Below are 16,321 nucleotides of genomic sequence, written 5' to 3'. Positions count from 1 at the left end.
TAGCCGAATCTACTTGAAACTATATCCGGAGATATATTGTGAAATTTATCAAATCAGCTCTAGTATCATCGTTATTGGTTGCTGCATCGTTTGGCGCTTCAGCTCAAACTACGATTAACGGTGCTGGTGGTACATTCCCATACCCTGTTTATACGAAGTGGGCGAAACAATACGCTCAAGATCATAAAGTACAAATCAACTATCAAGGTGTAGGCTCGGGCGCTGGTATTAAAGCGATCGAATCAAAAACAGTAGATTTCGGCGCAAGTGATGCTCCACTAACGCCAAAACAGCTAAAAGAGCAAAACATGACGCAGTGGCCAGCAGTAATGGGTGCGACGGTCATGGCAATCAACCTTCCTGGAGTTAAGCCAGGTGAACTAAAACTTAGCGGCCCTGTTGTTGCTGATATTTATCTAGGCAAGATTAATAACTGGAACGACCCTGCAATCGCTAAGTTAAATCCAGGCCTTAAACTACCGGATCACAAAATCTATGTGGTACACCGTTCAGATGGCTCTGGTACTACATTCAACTTCACTGAATATCTAGATCAAGTAAGTCCGACTTGGCACAAAGAAGTAGGTTTTGCGAAATCTGTCGAGTGGCCTAAAGCGGCAATTAACCTTGGTGGTAAAGGTAATGCAGGTGTTGCCAATGACGTGACTCGTACTCGTTACTCTATTGGCTATGTTGAATATGCTTATGCGAAAGAAACAGGTTTAACGTATACGGCAATGAAAAACCGTGATGGTAAGTTCTTAGAGCCTTCAATGAAGACTTTCCAAGCTGCAGCTGCGAATGCAGATTGGAAAAACGCTCCGGGTTACTACTTGCTACTTAATAACCAGCCTGGTGCTCAATCTTGGCCGATGACTGCTGCAACATTTATCTTGATGCAGAAAAACCAGCCAGATGCAGCAAAAGCAAAAGATATTATTAAGTTCTTCGCTTGGACTTATGACCACCCTAAAGCGGCGACAGATCTCGATTATGTTCCAATGCCTCAAAACCTAATCAATATGGTTAAAAAGACTTGGCAGAACGACCTTACTCACAACGGTAAGAAATTCGTAACAGCGCAAACAGTCGCTAGCACGAAGTAATTAGAGCTTAAAAATGCCTCTATTCGACTGATTGAACGATTTAATTCGGATAGAGGCAGTTAAAATATTATGACGACAACGACATTAAGAAATAAAGTGAATGGAGATTCAATCTTTAATAAGGTGAGTCTTTTCAGCGCTTTAATAATATTCATAACTTTGGCTGGCTTAGTGATTTCACTGTTTCATGGTGGATGGCCTGCATTTGAGAAATTCGGCCTGAGTTTTATCTACAAAAGTGAATGGGATCCTGTAGGCGGTAATTTTGGTGTTGCAGCTGAAATCTACGGCACGTTGGTTTCTTCACTGATTGCAATCATCATCGCGGTGCCTGTATCTCTAGGAACGGCAATCTTCTTAGCTGAATTGACACCAACATGGGTCAGTGAACCTGTGGGCAAAGCGGTTGAACTGCTAGCTGCGGTACCGAGTATTATCTACGGTATGTGGGGGTTGTTTGTATTCGCGCCTTGGTTTTCCAATGGTTTCCAGACGTGGGCAGGGGATCACTTGGTTGGTTTACCGATTATTGGGCCTCTGTTTGACGGGCCACCAATTGGCATTGGATTAATGACGGCGGGGATCATTCTATCGATCATGATCCTACCAATTATGACTTCGTTCGCGAGAGACGCTTTAAACTCGATACCTAATGTTGTGCGCGAAGCTGCTTACGGTATTGGCGCAACAAACTTTGAAGTGATCGTTAAAGTTCTTATCCCTAAAGTTAAGAACGCCATAGTTAGCGCAGGCATTTTAGGCTTAGGCCGTGCACTGGGTGAAACGATGGCAGTAGCGTTTGTTGTTGGTGGTTCAAGCAGTATCTCTGAATCACTATTTATGCCAGCAAGCACTATTTCCGCGACTATCGCTCAGCAGTTTGGCGAAGCGACTGGCAACATCTACATCTCGTCTCTAATTGGCTTAGGTGCAGTACTGTTTGTGATCACCTTCATTGTGATGATCTTAGCGAAGCGTCTACTAAGGGATTCAAAATGAAAATAAGAAAGCTGAAGAATTTACTGTTTTGGTGCTTTTGTACTGCCTCAGCAATGTTGGGTGTCTTTATTGTTTTCAACCTGCTTCACACCCTAGTTATTGACGGCTGGAAAGGTATTAACTGGGCAGTGTTTACTGAGCTAACCCCTGGTCCAGGCGAAGCGGGTGGCCTGAAAAATGCGTTAATTGGCAGTTTGATGCTGACATTAGTTGGTATTTTGATTGCTGCACCAATTGGTGTTTTAGCGGGAACTTGGTTATCTGATCAAGACAAAAATAACAAGTTCGCGGAGTACATTCGATTCTTAAATGGCATGCTGATGAGTGCGCCATCAGTGTTAGTTGGCCTGTTTGTTTACACTATTGTGGTTGTTCCTAGCGGCGGTTATTCAGGCTGGGCAGGAGCCATTGCACTCGCGATACTTGCTCTGCCGATGATTGTCTCTTCGACTGAAGAGATGCTTCGTCTAGTACCACCAACATTAAAAGAAGCGGGAACTGGTGTTGGCGCTCCTAAGTGGCGTGTTATCACCCAGCTCAGCTATCGTGCGGCAGCTCCAGGGATCATTACGGCAATCATACTGTCTATTGCGCGTATTTCTGGTGAAACTGCACCGTTACTGTTTACGGCAATGAACAGTAATTTTATGTCGAAAGACATGAGCCAACCTATGGCTAACTTGCCAGTGACTATTTATCAATTCGCTATGAGTCCATATACCTCATGGCAGAATCTGGCTTGGGCTGGAGCGTTAATAGTAACTGTGTTTATTTTGATTATGAATATACTGGCGACTCTGTTGCCGAAGATGATGAAGGCGAGAAAAGCATGAATATCTGTGCAGCAGAAGTATTTAGTGAGAGCGCAATGACAACAATGACCGCAAACCTAGCGTCTAATGATGAAGTAGCCCATCCGAAGCATCGCATGGAAATCCAGGATCTAAGCTTTTACTACAAAAAAGGTTCTAAGCCAGCATTGAAAAATGTTTCGATGCCTATATACAAAAATCGCGTTACTGCTCTTATTGGACCGTCAGGATGTGGTAAGTCGACACTATTAAGAACAATGAACAGGATATATGACCTATACAGCAGCCAATATGCTGAAGGGGAAATCCTGCTAGATGGCAAAACCATTTTCTCCAAAACAGACGTTAATGAATTGCGCTCTAAAGTGGGCATGGTTTTCCAAAAGCCAACGCCATTTCCAATGTCTATCTACGAAAACATGGCATTTGGACTAAAGCTTCAAGGTAAATCGAAAGCAGAAATAAAAGAAAAAGTAGAGTCAGCGCTTAAGCGTGCTCACCTATGGGAAGAGGTAAAAGACAAGCTCAATGCTGATGCAAGCGGTTTGTCCGGCGGTCAGCAACAGCGCTTATGTATTGCACGTACTATCGCGCTTGAGCCTGAAGTGATTTTAATGGATGAACCGACTTCTGCTCTTGATCCAATCGCAACTTCTGCGATTGAAACTCTTATCACTGAGCTGCGTGACAAGTTTACGATAGTAATAGTGACGCACAACATGCAGCAAGCAATTCGTATTTCTGATTACACAGGGTTTATGTACCTTGGCCAGCTTGAAGAATTTGGCGGGACAGAACAAATTTTCGAGAACCCAAGTAAAGATAAAACGCGCCAATACATCTCAGGTGATTTTGGATAAGCAGTAGAATCTCAGATTAAGCTCACGTCTCCTTGTATATAAAACTGTCGTCATAGCAAGGAGGCGTTCTTATTTAAACGGTGGCTTTGCTTATGGCAAGCCACCGTTTTTTATAGCTTTAATTTAATGTGACATACATTCAAGTTTTGAATAAAGATCTCGTTGTTACGTTCATGCTTGTAATGTTTGTAATCCATCTTTCAACCAAATGAAACATTACTGTCATAAATCTTCCTTACAGTGACACCGTTCAAGTAAAACTGACGGCTTTTTAGCCTCTATAGGAAAATGTGATGAAAAAGACAGTGATCGGTGCAATTGCACTCTTCAGTACTATGGCCTTAACTCCTGTTTCAGCAAAAGAAACAATCTCTGCCGTAGGATCAAGCAGTGTAACTCCACTGATGGAAGTTTTCTCTGAAACTTATACTAAGGAACATCCAGATGTGTATGTTGAGGTTCAAGGCCCTGGTTCATCTGCTGGTGTAAAAGCAGCAAAAAATGGATCTGCAGACCTTGGTATGTCATCTCGCAATCTTAAGCCCTCAGAAAAAGAGCCTAGCTTGGTTGAAGAAGTAATTGCTCGCGATGGTATTGCTGTCGTTGTAAACCCAAACAACAAGCTACAAGGCTTAACGGCTGAACAAGTCACTGCAATTTATAAAGGCGAAATCACGAACTGGAAACAAGTTGGTGGTGCTGACAAGCCTATTGTCGCTGTTACTCGTGATACTGCTTCAGGTACTCGTGGCGCATTTGAAGACATCTTGAAACTTAAGAAGAAAATTGCGGGCAAAAAAGTATCGGCAATATCTCAACGTGCTCAAGTAGCAAGCGGTAATGGTGCATTGAAGACTATGGTTGCTTCGAACCCTTATGCGATTGGTTATATTTCATTGGGAACAGTAGATAGCTCAGTGCATGCACTGTCTATTGATGCAACCCCAGCAACGGTTGCGAACGTGAAAAACGGGTCGTATAAAGTTGCTAGACCTTTCCTAGTTCTATACAAAAAAGGCAAACCTACTCCTGAAACTCAAAAGTTCCTAGAGTGGATGCTTTCCCCTCAAGCTCAAGAAATTGTGACTGAAAAAGGCTATATCTCAGTCAACTAATTGTTCTTCAACTATATTCAAATTTGCTCAGCCTCATTTTTGGCTGAGCGCTTTATATTCACTTCGGCATCACGTTGTAATGCTTCGAATTGTGAGAATTTTATATGACCATCGCAACAAATAGTGACAAGCTTATGGATACTCGAGCGGCACCACTTAAGAAAAAGGGCTTGCGCGCGAAAAAGCGTGTTGATTGGAAAGAGCGCCTATTTCATGGATTACTGCTAACAAATGCAATTGTTGGCATCGTATCGCTTGCTGTGATTGCCTATTTCATTGTTATGGAAAGTATTCCTGCTTTCCAAGAGGCAGGAATATTAGGCATTGTTTGGGGGCAAGATTGGCTACCTCCTGCGTTATATGGCGTAGCGACAATGATTGTCGCGTCAGTAGTATCAACCTTGGGCGCTGTGGTTGTTGGCGTGCCAATCGGTGTACTTACCGCGATATTTATTGCAGAAATTGCACCGAAAAGAGTGGCTGACATCATTCGACCTGCTGTTGAATTGTTAGCCGGTATTCCTTCTGTGGTGTATGGCTTTTTCGGCCTAGTTATCATCGTTCCTCTTATCCAGCAGACATTCAATGTCCCAGCAGGTAATACAATTCTTGCGGGGATTGTTGTTCTAGGAGTAATGATCTTACCTACCGTTATTACGGTATCAGAAACTTCAATCCGAGCGGTTCCTCGCTCATACAAAGAAGGCTCACTTGCATTAGGCGCTTCAAAAATTTTCACCATATTTAAGTTGCTCGTCCCAGCAGCTCGATCAGGCATTATGACAGGGGTCATTTTAGGAATTGGTCGTGCGCTTGGTGAAACGATGGCGATTATTATGGTGATGGGTAATGCGCCAGCGATGCCACAAGGTATTTTAGATTCAGCACGTACGTTGACAGCCAATATTGCAATTGAAATGTCTTACGCAAGTGGTGTTCACGCAAACGCACTTTATGCGACGGGTGTTGTTCTGCTTGTGTTTATCATGATTCTTAATGCGGCTCTACTGTACTTAAACCGCGAGAAGACGAGGTAATCAAGATGGATAGAGTTAAACTAAAACGTTCTCGTGCCTTCAAAGACAAAGTCCTAGGAGGGTTTGTCTGGCTTGCTGCAGGTGCAACCGTAGGGCTGCTGTTTTGGATAATCTGGTACATTTTGTCGAATGGATTGCAGCACGTAGATTGGAATTTCATTACCGATATTTATACTCGCACGGGTGATGAGCAAGGTATCTTCCCAATGATTATTGCCACTATCTATATGGTATTGGCTTCTATTGCTGTTGCAGCACCTCTTGGGATCATGACGGCAATCTATCTAACGGAATACGCTAAGGTAGGTAGCAAACTGGTGAAGGTGATTCGTTTTTGTACCGAATCCCTAGCGGGTATCCCATCAATCATCTTTGGCTTGTTTGGTATGACGTTTTTTGTCGCCATTCTAGGTTTAGGGTTTTCAATTCTATCAGGGGCACTAACACTGAGTATTCTGATTCTTCCGGTTATTATTCGTACAACGGAAGAAGCTTTGATGGCTGTGCCTCAAACTTATCGTGAAGGCTCTTATGGGCTAGGCGCTTCGAAGCGTTATACCGTTTGGCGCTTAATCCTACCAAGTGCAATGCCTGGGATTTTGACTTCGGTAATATTGAGTATTGGCCGTGTAATTGGCGAATCAGCGCCAGTATTTTTAACAGCAGGTATGGTTGCACGTATCCCTGAATCACTGATGGATTCAGGACGAACACTCACAGTTCATCTTTATAAACTCACCACAGAGTTGTTTACTGTTGAGGAATGGAACCAAGCTTATGGTACAGCTACTGTACTGATTGTACTCGTTTTAATGATTAATATGGTCACTAAATTACTTGCGAGAAAATTTAATACCGCCACATATTAGCGACAAGCTAATGCTATTTAGGCCCTATTGATAAAGTTTAAAGACTGACATGATGAACAAATTTGATATTGAAAATTTAGACCTGTTTTATGGTGAAAACCAAGCATTAAAATCCATCAACTTACCGATCCCGAATCGCCAAGTAACAGCTTTGATCGGCCCCTCTGGTTGCGGTAAGTCTACTTTGTTGCGTTGCTTAAATCGTATGAATGATCTTATTGAAGGCGTCAAGATCACCGGAAAATTGGAAATGGATGGCGAAGATATTTACGGCAATATTGATGTTTCAGATCTTCGCATCAAAGTTGGAATGGTATTTCAAAAGCCAAACCCATTTCCGATGAGCATTTATGAAAACGTCGCATATGGGCTTCGTGCGCAGGGTATTAAAGATAAAAAGCATATTGATGAAGTCGTAGAGCGTTCGCTAAGAGGAGCTGCTCTTTGGGATGAAGTGAAAGATCGTTTGAAGACTCCCGCATTTGGCTTGTCAGGAGGTCAGCAGCAACGACTTTGCATTGCGCGGACCATTGCGATGGAGCCAGATGTCATTTTGATGGATGAGCCGACTTCTGCTTTGGATCCAATCGCGACAAACAAGATTGAAGACTTAATGTCTGAGTTGAAAAAGAACTATACGATTGTGATCGTTACTCACTCTATGCAACAGGCGAGGCGTATTTCTGATCGTACTGCGTTTTTCTTGATGGGAGAGCTGGTCGAGCATGATGATACGAGTATAATTTTCTCTCAACCTAAAGACGATAGAACCCAAGGTTATGTTAATGGTGACTTTGGTTAATTAAAGTATTTATATTTCAAAATTATAACTATAAGCGATGGTATTTTGCCCCTACACAGGGGCTTTTTTCTTTTTGGGTTAAGGCTAATTGTTTTCACTTTATCTACTATTTAAGAGCAAAAAATATTTTCCAACTAGACTGTATATTTATATCAGATAAACATCGACTTAATTATTAGTAACTGTTCTAAGTAGTTATACATCTTAGCTGTGTTTCAAGAATGAGAATAATGTGACTTTTATGCTGTTAGTTAGTTGCCAATATTGAAGGATATTTAGTTGGTAGTAGTAATTATCTCTATAAGTATTAAGTGTCTATAGATTCTTTCCTCAATAAATTGAATTTCCTCTTCGCCTATTGATTAGTCCAAGCCTAAAGATTGTCTGGAGTGGGATATTTGTAAGTTTTTGATTTTAAAGGCTTTAAGTTTTGTTTTTTAATGAAGGCGAAGCAGGGTGTGAAGTTGCTCTGAGCTATTATTAATAAGCCTTGGAAGAAAATTGGTGAGGCATATTCTCTGTGTACTAAAGGAATAGGCAAGGTGTTGTGATGAAGTTAACTTGTTTAGTTTTAATTAAGAAAGCTAATGTTAGTCTATTTGGCTTGTTGGCACTGGTATTATTAACATTTCTTTCATTAGCTGCGTATGCAAATAATGGAAAGGGTCCATTTCCAACACTCAATTTACCTGATAAGGCGCAAGGGCAGAGGGCGATTGAGCAATTGGGTGATAAGTTACCTGAAGTGGCTGCTTGGTATGGCAAGACGCCCGAAGAGTTTTCAACTCTGCTTAGTCGAGATGAAACGATGTGGATCGATAGACGTGGTCGGGTATTCTTTATCGACAAAGAGCCTCATGCGCACCACATTGATAGTCATAGCGCAGAGCCTGATGTATCTGGTGCCCCTTATCCATATGATCAGACTTTTCTGCTTCACAGTAAGCCGAACTCAACCAAAGTAATATATTTGGATTTCGATGGTTACTTAACCAGTGGCCGTGCATGGAACCAAGATTATGGTGAGCCTATTGATGCTCAACCATTTGATACCGACGGTAACTCAGCGTCATTTAGCACTAGCGAACAAGACGCCATTCAGCAGATATGGCAACAGGTTGCTGAAGATTTTGCACCGTTTGATGTCGACGTCACAACTGAAGACCCAGGGCAAAGTGCAATAACAAGAAGTAGTACTGCAGATCAAGAATATGGCACCCGAGTTGTCATTACAGCCGATTTCACAGTGCCTTCTTGCCAATGCGGTGGGTTTGCGTATGTCGGCATATTCGACAGTGTGAACGACTATGGGCAGCCATCTGATTACTATAAACCAGCGTTCGTTTTCTACAACAGGCTAGGCTCTAGCGGAAAGTTAATCGCTGAAGCAGCGACCCATGAAGCTGGTCACAATTTAGGGCTGTACCATGATGGAGTGGTAGGTGGTTCTAGCTATTACACTGGTCACGGCGGTGATACTACCGTTCCTACTAGCTGGGCACCTATCATGGGTGTTGGTTACTACACCTCAGTCAGTCAATGGAGCAAAGGGGAGTATCGAAACGCCAATAATACAGAAGACGATATACAAATCATTCAAGACAATGGTGCGCTATTGGAGCCCGATGATCATGGTAGCAGCTATACGTCAGCGACCACAATGATTGGTTCTATAAACAATGGTCTTGTTGACTTAGACGAGTATAGCGGCATCATTGAGACGCAATCCGATTATGATTATTTTGAAATCATGGTAGGAAGTGGTGAGTTGAACATAAATGTTGCCCCTGCTTCAGTTGCGCCAAATCTGGATATAGAAATTGGGTTGTATGATGGAACCGGCACCTTAATCAATACCTTCAACCCATCTGGAGAACTTTGGGCGCAGATACAAAGCTATCCAGTATTGGCTGGGACATATTATCTTTCGATTTCTGGTGCTGGGCTGGGTGACCCATACGCGGCCACCCCTACAGGCTATACCGAGTACGGTAGTTTAGGGCAATATACGATTAGCGGAACAGTACCTGCACCTGGTGGACCTTTGTCACCGGTGGCGAATGCATCTGCAGATCCTGTGTCAGGCTATCGTTCTCTATCTGTACAATTTACGGGTGACACCTCTTCAGATCCCGATGGTGATGATAATACGCTTTCATTCCTTTGGGACTTTGCAGACAATGGCGTAACATCAACGGAGTCGAATCCACAGTATACCTTTGCAGAGCTAGGTGATTATACGGTGACGTTGACAGTAACAGATGTGGATGGCCTTACTGATACCGATACGGTTGTTGTTACAGTTAATAATAACCCGCCTGAAGCAGTAGCATCTGCTTCAGCTACTAGTGGGCCTGCACCATTAGAGGTTGTATTCTCTAGCGTCAATTCCTCTGATGTGGATGGTAGTATCTCAAGCTATGACTGGCAGTTTGGTGATGGTGCTAGTTCCACGCTAGCCGATCCCACGCACACATATACTGAAGTGGGTGACTACAATGCCACGTTAACCGTAACAGATGATAACGGCGATACGGCTTCCGACATCATCACAATCACTGTAGAACCAGATCCTTCGGTCAATACATTGTACATAGACCGATTCGACATTGTTTTAGTTAGCAGTATCGCAAATGCAAGAGGTGGTAACGGTAACGGAAAAGGCGGTGGTGGTAACGATGGTGGCGATTCCACTGGAACTACTCAAGCCAAGGTCACTATTGTCGTAGTCGATGAAAATGGTCAGCTGATGAAAAATGCCACGGTTAGTGGCAATTGGAGTGGCGCTGTAACGGGTAGCGCTAGCAAAAGAACCAACCGTCGTGGACAAGTAGAGCTCTCGTCACCGTCAACTAGCGCTGCCAGCGGAACGATTACCTTTACCGTGAGCAATATCGTTCGCTCAGGCTATAGCTACACCCCTGAGCCAGGAAATGACTCGGCATCAGTCAGTTTCTAACGGGTAGTGAAGACTTTACCAATGAGATAAGAGAGGGCGTGGCCCTCTCTTTTGTTTATACCTCTATACCATTTGCTCATCGTTTACTTCAATGTCGAACTAGAAATCTTATCCTTGAGAAAATGATTAGATATACAGCGTAAAGAGGTTCGCTTCCCTGAATATATCTGCAATGACAGCCTACAATGTTTGAGTATATGCTCGAAAGGAATGAAAGATGAACAAGGTTGTTATATTCATACTGATGTATTTAAGTACTGGTTTATCCTTTGCCAAAGATTTGATTGTGGGAGTCGAGAATATAAATTATGCCCCGATATACTCTATTCAAAATGGTCAATATACCGGCTATGCTCGAGAGCTTTTAGAACGCTTTGCTAAAGACTATAACCACGAACTAACCTATCGGCCTCTCCCCGTCGTTCGCTTATTTCATGACCTAGTGAATAAAAAAGTGGACTTAAAATTTCCTGATAACCCATATTGGGGATCTGACATAAAGGGAGAACAAAGTATCTCTTATAGTACTTCCGCACTAAAGTATACAGATGGTGTCCTTGTACCTGCTAAGCAAGTTGGAAAGTCTAAGATAAATAGGTTGGGCATGGTGAGAGGTTTTACTCCATACGCTTTACTGGATCAGATTAATGCGGGAGTTATAAAAATAAAAGAATTTAATAGCATTGATGGACTGCTAAAAAGTATGGCTCACCGTGACGACTTAGATGGTGCTTACTTTAATGTGGATGTTGCAGTTTATGCGATGAAATCACTAGGTATCCCTTCAAATACAATTGTTTATGACGCATCTATTCCTCATATCGATAGTGACTACCTGCTTTCTTCTGCTAGTCACCCAGATGTCATTAAACAATTTGACGAGTTTCTGGTTAAAAACAAAGCTTGGATAAAAGAACTAAAAGGCAAGTATGGTTTGGCTGCAAATTAGCTGATTTTGGGCGTTTGGGTAGAGAGTATGACGAAATCGAAAACACCCAAGGAGAGTCTATTTGCGTAGTCTCACCGAGAGAACAAGCTGCCGCAATCAGACTTATGGGAGCTCGCTACCCCCCTCTATTTAAGGTACTTTACACCTGCTTGCATCTCTTCGCCGATTTGCTTACGCATGTTCATCAGCCGAATGGCAGAATCACGTAGTTCAATATCTTCTTTGGTTTTTGGCACCCACTCTGGGATTGGAGTTGGGTTGCCTTCTTCATCGACCGCAACCATGATGACAATGCAATGAGTGGTTAAGGTTTTGTCTAGCTCTTTTGGGTCACTCGCTTGCACATCAATAGCAATATGCATGGAAGTTCGTCCTGTATATATAACTCTTGCGCCAACTTCCACTAAGCTGCCTACCAAGATTGGTTTTACAAACCGTATACCGCCAGCATAGGCTGTAATGCAGTATTTTCCGCTCCATGCTGCCGAGCAGGCGTAGGCGGCTAGATCTATCCATTTCATCACTGCTCCGCCATGAACTTTCCCACCAAAATTCACGTCCCCGGGTTCAGCTAAGAACCTTAGTGTGGTGCTACGTCTTTGCTCAGACATTGGGTTGTCCTTAAAATTCGAGTTATTTTTAAAATTATGGTGTGGAATCAATGTGTAGGCAAGCTAGAAAGTAAGTCGCTCTTTGCTGGCGCAAAAAGCGTTGTTTCAAGTGATTTAAACGGGCTGGTTGTCTAGCGGGAGCAAGTAGCTATGGTTGGGCTACTTGCGTGACAAGTCTTCGTATTCACCTTCAATGACTCTGCTTGGGTCTTCAGTTTGAGTATATGTTTGTTGTTGCTTCTTTATTTGGCTTTGCATTTTTTTACCGGCTAGTACCGCAACAATAGCAAGTGGAATCGCTAGGAATAGGCTAGTAAGAAGAGTAAAAAAGCCAACGAATGCAGCGAATATCAGTATTAAATATTTTTTCATAGTAGATCCTCTCTTCCAATATGCTCTAAGGCTACCAGTCATTTTATGAACAAAACATGAATATCGATATTGTGTGTGTAAGCAAAGATTTCAATGCTCATAGTGACAAAATTGTCACAATATTAAGAGTCTTGTTTTATATGAGCTAGTATTAACAATTAGGCTTAGTGTGATTTGTTCCAGGGAATGGACTTAATATGGTCATCAATAAAATGTCAGTCAGGCGCCGATTATTGTTACTGTGTTTTACGATGGTGACTCTCATTGTTTGTTTTTCGGGCTACTTGATTGTTCAAATTCGAGAACAGTTGCATGCACATACAGTTACAGTCGAAAAGGTGGTGGTGCTAAGTGAGCTGACACTGCTAAATAAAAACCTATATCAATTACTGAGCAACAAGCTCAGTGGAAAGGCTGTTGATGCAGCTTTGTTAAGTGTTGATGAAAACATACAATCAATTAAGTCTAACCTTCATAGTGAGAAACATACTCACCATGGCATTGTCGGCACAGGCTCTTCCGAGAAGCTCTTTGCTTTATTGGATAAGATCCCCCTGTTAGTTCAAGATGTTAAACATACAAAAAATGAAAAAGAGCTTTTTCATTTAGGGGAGAAGGCATTTGAGGTTTTATACAATATCAATATTGACGTGAGCGAGCATGACAGTCACATAACCAGTGACCACCTTCACAGCTCAGATATCGTTTTGAATACCTTAAGGTGGTTATATTATTGGATGGAGTGCGAAGCTTGGTTAGTACAAGAGATGATAGTGAGTCCAGCTGGTCGATCGGACTACTTTAGACAGTACGTTAAAGCGAGCGAGCTGCAAAAACAGTATTTCAATAAATATATTAGCAGTGGAGCGCGAAGTGAGCACTTAAAGCAAGTAGCAGGGCTATTTGCTAACACGAATTTTCATAAGAGTGAGCTCATTCGAGACAGGATTCTATCTGGCCAAGCAATAAAAAATGACCTAGATGGCTACATTAAAATGATAGAAGCTCGCAACCAACTAATCGAAAGACAGACTCAGGACTTTCATGATCACTTTAAGCTAGAGCTTGAAGCACATATCGAGCAAAACCGTAGACAAATCATCTATGTGACGCTTGTGCTTGTATCTCTGCTTGCGTTTACCTTTTATCTAAGTTTAAGCACCCTTTTCCGTATAAATAGTAAATTAGGAGAAATATTAAACATCTTTGGTAAGCTAAAAAGTGGTGATTATGAGTGGAAGATGAAAGCTGATGGAGGTGATGAATTTACGAGTTTTGCCAAAAGCTTAAACAAGATAACTCGAGATCTTAATTGTTATCAAAGTAAACTTATTAGTGCGAAAGAATCAGCGGAGCAAGCGAACAAACTCAAAAGTTCCTTTTTAGCGAGTATGTCCCATGAGATCCGTACGCCGCTGAATGGCATTATTGGCATGACAGAGATCTTGGCGGAAAGTGATTTAAAGCAATCCCAACAAGAAATCATCAGAGATATCGATACTTCTTCGCAGACACTACTAGTCCTGCTTAACGATATTCTGGACTTGTCGAAAATTGAATCTGGAAACTTGGCCTTATCTTTGGCGAACATAGATATACGAGAACTTATCTATGAAGCGCTAAATATGGTTTTGGTGAGGGCTTCAAAACAAGATGTCGAGCTGGGAGTGGACATTGATCTCGACATTCCACCCATTTTATCAATTGATGGATATCGCTTTAAGCAGGTTCTACTGAACTTGCTCACCAACGCTGTAAAATTTACTCACAGAGGAATAGTGAATATTGAAGCTGAGCTCATGAGCAAAGAGTCTGGCTCTTGGTTGGCAATTCGTGTGATTGATACAGGAACTGGGATCGATAAGCATAAGCAGAAAGCGATTTTCGAACCATTCACTCAAGAAAACTCGACAATCACCCAGCGCTTTGGAGGTACTGGTTTAGGGTTGGCAATATGTCGGCAATTAGTTGAATTGATGGGAGGGACAATAAAAGTGGACTCCACACATGGGATGGGAAGTTGCTTCGAATTTGAAATTCCTTTTGAAGAGCCACATGAACAACCTTGTCGAGCTTCAATCTCACTCAACACGCTGGTCATTGCAAATGGAAGTTCTTATACCTCTCTAATCGAGAGGGAGTGTCAATACTACTCAATACCTTATTATGTAGTCGAATCTGCCAGTGAAGCGGTCGATATGCAATATCAAGTCGATTTGATTATCTACTGTACAGATAGCCATCAAAATGTCTCTCAAGATGTAGCGGCAATCAGGGCGAAGTATTGCGGTATTGAAATTGTCGCTTTCCAGCATCACTTGCATTTTTCGCCAGAACTAGCGTGTATGGTCACTCCGAAATTAACCTTGCCTATCATGGGAAATCGTTTCAAAACTGTGGTTGAAAATATCGCAGCTCAAATTAAGCAACCAGTGCTTTCAGGCAATATAAATAAATTCAGTTATGAAGTTGCAGAAGAAAACTCTGCGAAGGTTTTGATCGTTGAAGATAATTTGATGAACCAAAAGATTGCCAGCTTTTTTTTGGAAAAAGCTGGCATGGATTACACAATTGTAAGTAACGGACAAGAGGCCGTCCATGCGGTACAAGCTGGTGGCAAATTCATTGCTGTGCTGATGGACTGCATGATGCCAATTATGGACGGTTTAACGGCAACTAAAAAAATTCGCCAATGGGAAACAGAGCAAGGCAAACAGAAGCTGCCGATCATTGCTTTGACAGCTAGTGTTTTACAAGAAGAAATCGAAAGCTGCTTCGAGGCAGGTATGGACGCCTATCTACCGAAACCGTATAAGTCGCAACAGCTATTCGATGTGTTTAGCGAACTAAACGTCTGCAGGCCTTAGATCTGAGAGTTTTAGCCAGTTTATTTTTACACCAGCTTGAGTGAACATATCTTCGCTAACACTTATCTTATCGCCCCAGCGAGAGAGAAAGTCTTCTGTTTGCTCTGGGCAGTGAACTGCTGAAATACCAGTTTGAATAATTTTTGCCGCGCAGTTCGGGCATGGGAAATGAGTCACCCAAATTTCACAGCCATCTAAATCTCTTTTTGCAAATAAAATCGCATTTTCTTCAGCGTGAAGAGTTTTTAGATATTTCATATCGCGATCGTCTGTATCTGCGCTGTCGGATATGCCGTGTGGATACCCATTGAACCCAACAGAAACAATCCGGTTTTGCTTGGTTATAACCGCTCCAACCTGAGTTGAAGGATCTTTACTCCACGATCCAACTAATTGCGCCATTTGATAAAAACGCTGTGCCCATTTAGAAATCATTATAGTTCCTTCGAAAACTAGTCTATCAGTGAACCATTATACTCAAACAAGCTTGGGATAGAGAACTCATGAACCTAGACTTATCGAGATTACGTTAAAATACTGAAAGCTTTATGTGATGTAGATCTTTATAACCCATTGATAAGGTTCAAGGTATTCGATGACAATTGTCTGTTAGGCTTGTGAGAGATCTCTTACAAGCGTGTAAGCAAAGTAATTGATTTCTAGTGGATAAAAGATGTCGAAAAATTTAAGTTGTTGAAAAATAAAGTTAATAAGTTTTTTGTGTTTTAGGAAGCTTTTGAAATGCTTATTTTTTCCATTGCGAATCTAAAGGGATGTCGTAATCTTAAAAGTGTCAGCAGGATGCAGACATGGAACTGGAAAGCTCCAAGGATAGGTCATCTTCAGGAAGAAGATTCGATTGTTCACTCAGGACGAACTTTCGGCAAGGAATGCAAAAGTGTGTTAACGAAAAATTTAGCTAGGATGGTTAGAGTTTGAGTTAACAGGCACACTTCAAGGACC

14 protein-coding genes are annotated in these 16,321 nt (G+C 42.0%); 11 read left to right on the top strand and 3 right to left on the bottom strand.

Features of this window, described 5'->3' with window-relative positions; translation table 11 throughout:
• The first annotated feature begins 38 nt into the window (after positions 1–38).
• The 10 genes from pstS to L7A31_RS05695 all read left to right on the top strand — a co-directional run bounded on the left by pstS (position 39) and on the right by L7A31_RS05695 (position 11,508).
• The gene (gene pstS, locus L7A31_RS05740; protein WP_237360536.1) at positions 39–1,106 is read left to right on the top strand and encodes a phosphate ABC transporter substrate-binding protein PstS; all 1,068 of its coding nucleotides are present in this window, start codon (positions 39–41) and stop codon (positions 1,104–1,106) included.
• 69 nt (positions 1,107–1,175) lie between these two features.
• On the top strand, positions 1,176–2,105 hold the full coding sequence (pstC, locus tag L7A31_RS05735) for a phosphate ABC transporter permease subunit PstC (protein WP_237360535.1): 930 nt from the start codon (positions 1,176–1,178) through the stop codon (positions 2,103–2,105).
• Positions 2,102–2,938, top strand: a complete 837-nt coding sequence (gene pstA / locus L7A31_RS05730) for a phosphate ABC transporter permease PstA (RefSeq protein ID WP_237360534.1) — start codon at positions 2,102–2,104, stop codon at positions 2,936–2,938. Before pstC (L7A31_RS05735) ends, pstA (L7A31_RS05730) begins: the two co-directional genes overlap by 4 nt.
• A gap of 35 nt (positions 2,939–2,973) precedes the next feature.
• Positions 2,974–3,777: a phosphate ABC transporter ATP-binding protein PstB gene (pstB, locus tag L7A31_RS05725; protein WP_237360762.1), complete on the top strand. Its 804-nt coding sequence runs from the start codon at positions 2,974–2,976 to the stop codon at positions 3,775–3,777.
• Positions 3,778–4,070: 293 nt separating this feature from the next.
• Entirely contained in the window at positions 4,071–4,892 is an 822-nt protein-coding gene (locus L7A31_RS05720; RefSeq protein ID WP_237360533.1) for a phosphate ABC transporter substrate-binding protein, read from the top strand.
• 104 nt (positions 4,893–4,996) lie between these two features.
• Positions 4,997–5,929 (top strand): phosphate ABC transporter permease subunit PstC, encoded by a 933-nt coding sequence (gene pstC / locus L7A31_RS05715; protein WP_237360532.1) that lies wholly within the window; start codon positions 4,997–4,999, stop codon positions 5,927–5,929.
• A gap of 5 nt (positions 5,930–5,934) precedes the next feature.
• Positions 5,935–6,798 carry a phosphate ABC transporter permease PstA gene (gene pstA, locus L7A31_RS05710; RefSeq protein WP_237360531.1) on the top strand — a complete coding sequence of 288 codons (864 nt, stop codon included), beginning with the start codon at positions 5,935–5,937 and terminating at the stop codon, positions 6,796–6,798.
• Between the two features lie 52 nt (positions 6,799–6,850).
• Positions 6,851–7,600: a phosphate ABC transporter ATP-binding protein PstB gene (gene pstB / locus L7A31_RS05705; RefSeq protein ID WP_237360761.1), complete on the top strand. Its 750-nt coding sequence runs from the start codon at positions 6,851–6,853 to the stop codon at positions 7,598–7,600.
• Positions 7,601–8,150: 550 nt separating this feature from the next.
• Positions 8,151–10,559, top strand: coding sequence for a PKD domain-containing protein (locus tag L7A31_RS05700; RefSeq protein ID WP_237360530.1), 2,409 nt, complete (start codon positions 8,151–8,153; stop codon positions 10,557–10,559).
• Positions 10,560–10,776: 217 nt separating this feature from the next.
• Entirely contained in the window at positions 10,777–11,508 is a 732-nt protein-coding gene (locus L7A31_RS05695; RefSeq protein WP_237360529.1) for a substrate-binding periplasmic protein, read from the top strand.
• A gap of 125 nt (positions 11,509–11,633) precedes the next feature.
• On the opposite strand, the gene L7A31_RS05690 is transcribed toward L7A31_RS05695, so the two are convergent.
• Entirely contained in the window at positions 11,634–12,119 is a 486-nt protein-coding gene (locus L7A31_RS05690; protein WP_237360528.1) for an acyl-CoA thioesterase, read from the bottom strand.
• 159 nt (positions 12,120–12,278) lie between these two features.
• On the bottom strand, positions 12,279–12,491 hold the full coding sequence (locus L7A31_RS05685; RefSeq protein ID WP_237360527.1) for a hypothetical protein: 213 nt from the start codon (positions 12,489–12,491) through the stop codon (positions 12,279–12,281).
• A gap of 197 nt (positions 12,492–12,688) precedes the next feature.
• Between L7A31_RS05685 and L7A31_RS05680 the strand changes: the two genes are divergently transcribed.
• The gene (locus tag L7A31_RS05680; RefSeq protein ID WP_237360526.1) at positions 12,689–15,358 is read left to right on the top strand and encodes an ATP-binding protein; all 2,670 of its coding nucleotides are present in this window, start codon (positions 12,689–12,691) and stop codon (positions 15,356–15,358) included.
• Here the strand turns inward: L7A31_RS05680 and L7A31_RS05675 are convergent.
• Entirely contained in the window at positions 15,338–15,793 is a 456-nt protein-coding gene (locus tag L7A31_RS05675; RefSeq protein WP_237360525.1) for a dCMP deaminase family protein, read from the bottom strand. The two genes, L7A31_RS05680 and L7A31_RS05675, sit on opposite strands and share 21 nt — an antisense overlap.
• Positions 15,794–16,321: the final 528 nt, after the last annotated feature.

This window comes from Vibrio marisflavi CECT 7928 (genome assembly GCF_921294215.1).
GTDB lineage: Bacteria > Pseudomonadota > Gammaproteobacteria > Enterobacterales > Vibrionaceae > Vibrio > Vibrio marisflavi.
This window is presented reverse-complemented; position numbering and strand designations above follow the sequence as displayed.

Bases quoted from the DNA above. Each gene is read 5' to 3' on its own strand.
- pstC (WP_237360535.1), top strand. From the start codon at position 1,176: ATGACGACAACGACATTAAGAAATAAAGTGAATGGAGATTCAATCTTT.
- pstA (WP_237360534.1), top strand. From the start codon at position 2,102: ATGAAAATAAGAAAGCTGAAGAATTTACTGTTTTGGTGCTTTTGTACT.
- pstB (WP_237360762.1), top strand. From the start codon at position 2,974: ATGACAACAATGACCGCAAACCTAGCGTCTAATGATGAAGTAGCCCAT.
- L7A31_RS05720 (WP_237360533.1), top strand. From the start codon at position 4,071: ATGAAAAAGACAGTGATCGGTGCAATTGCACTCTTCAGTACTATGGCC.
- pstC (WP_237360532.1), top strand. From the start codon at position 4,997: ATGACCATCGCAACAAATAGTGACAAGCTTATGGATACTCGAGCGGCA.
- pstA (WP_237360531.1), top strand. From the start codon at position 5,935: ATGGATAGAGTTAAACTAAAACGTTCTCGTGCCTTCAAAGACAAAGTC.
- pstB (WP_237360761.1), top strand. From the start codon at position 6,851: ATGAACAAATTTGATATTGAAAATTTAGACCTGTTTTATGGTGAAAAC.
- L7A31_RS05700 (WP_237360530.1), top strand. From the start codon at position 8,151: ATGAAGTTAACTTGTTTAGTTTTAATTAAGAAAGCTAATGTTAGTCTA.
- L7A31_RS05695 (WP_237360529.1), top strand. From the start codon at position 10,777: ATGAACAAGGTTGTTATATTCATACTGATGTATTTAAGTACTGGTTTA.
- L7A31_RS05690 (WP_237360528.1), bottom strand. From the start codon at position 12,119: ATGTCTGAGCAAAGACGTAGCACCACACTAAGGTTCTTAGCTGAACCC.
- L7A31_RS05685 (WP_237360527.1), bottom strand. From the start codon at position 12,491: ATGAAAAAATATTTAATACTGATATTCGCTGCATTCGTTGGCTTTTTT.
- L7A31_RS05680 (WP_237360526.1), top strand. From the start codon at position 12,689: ATGGTCATCAATAAAATGTCAGTCAGGCGCCGATTATTGTTACTGTGT.
- L7A31_RS05675 (WP_237360525.1), bottom strand. From the start codon at position 15,793: ATGATTTCTAAATGGGCACAGCGTTTTTATCAAATGGCGCAATTAGTT.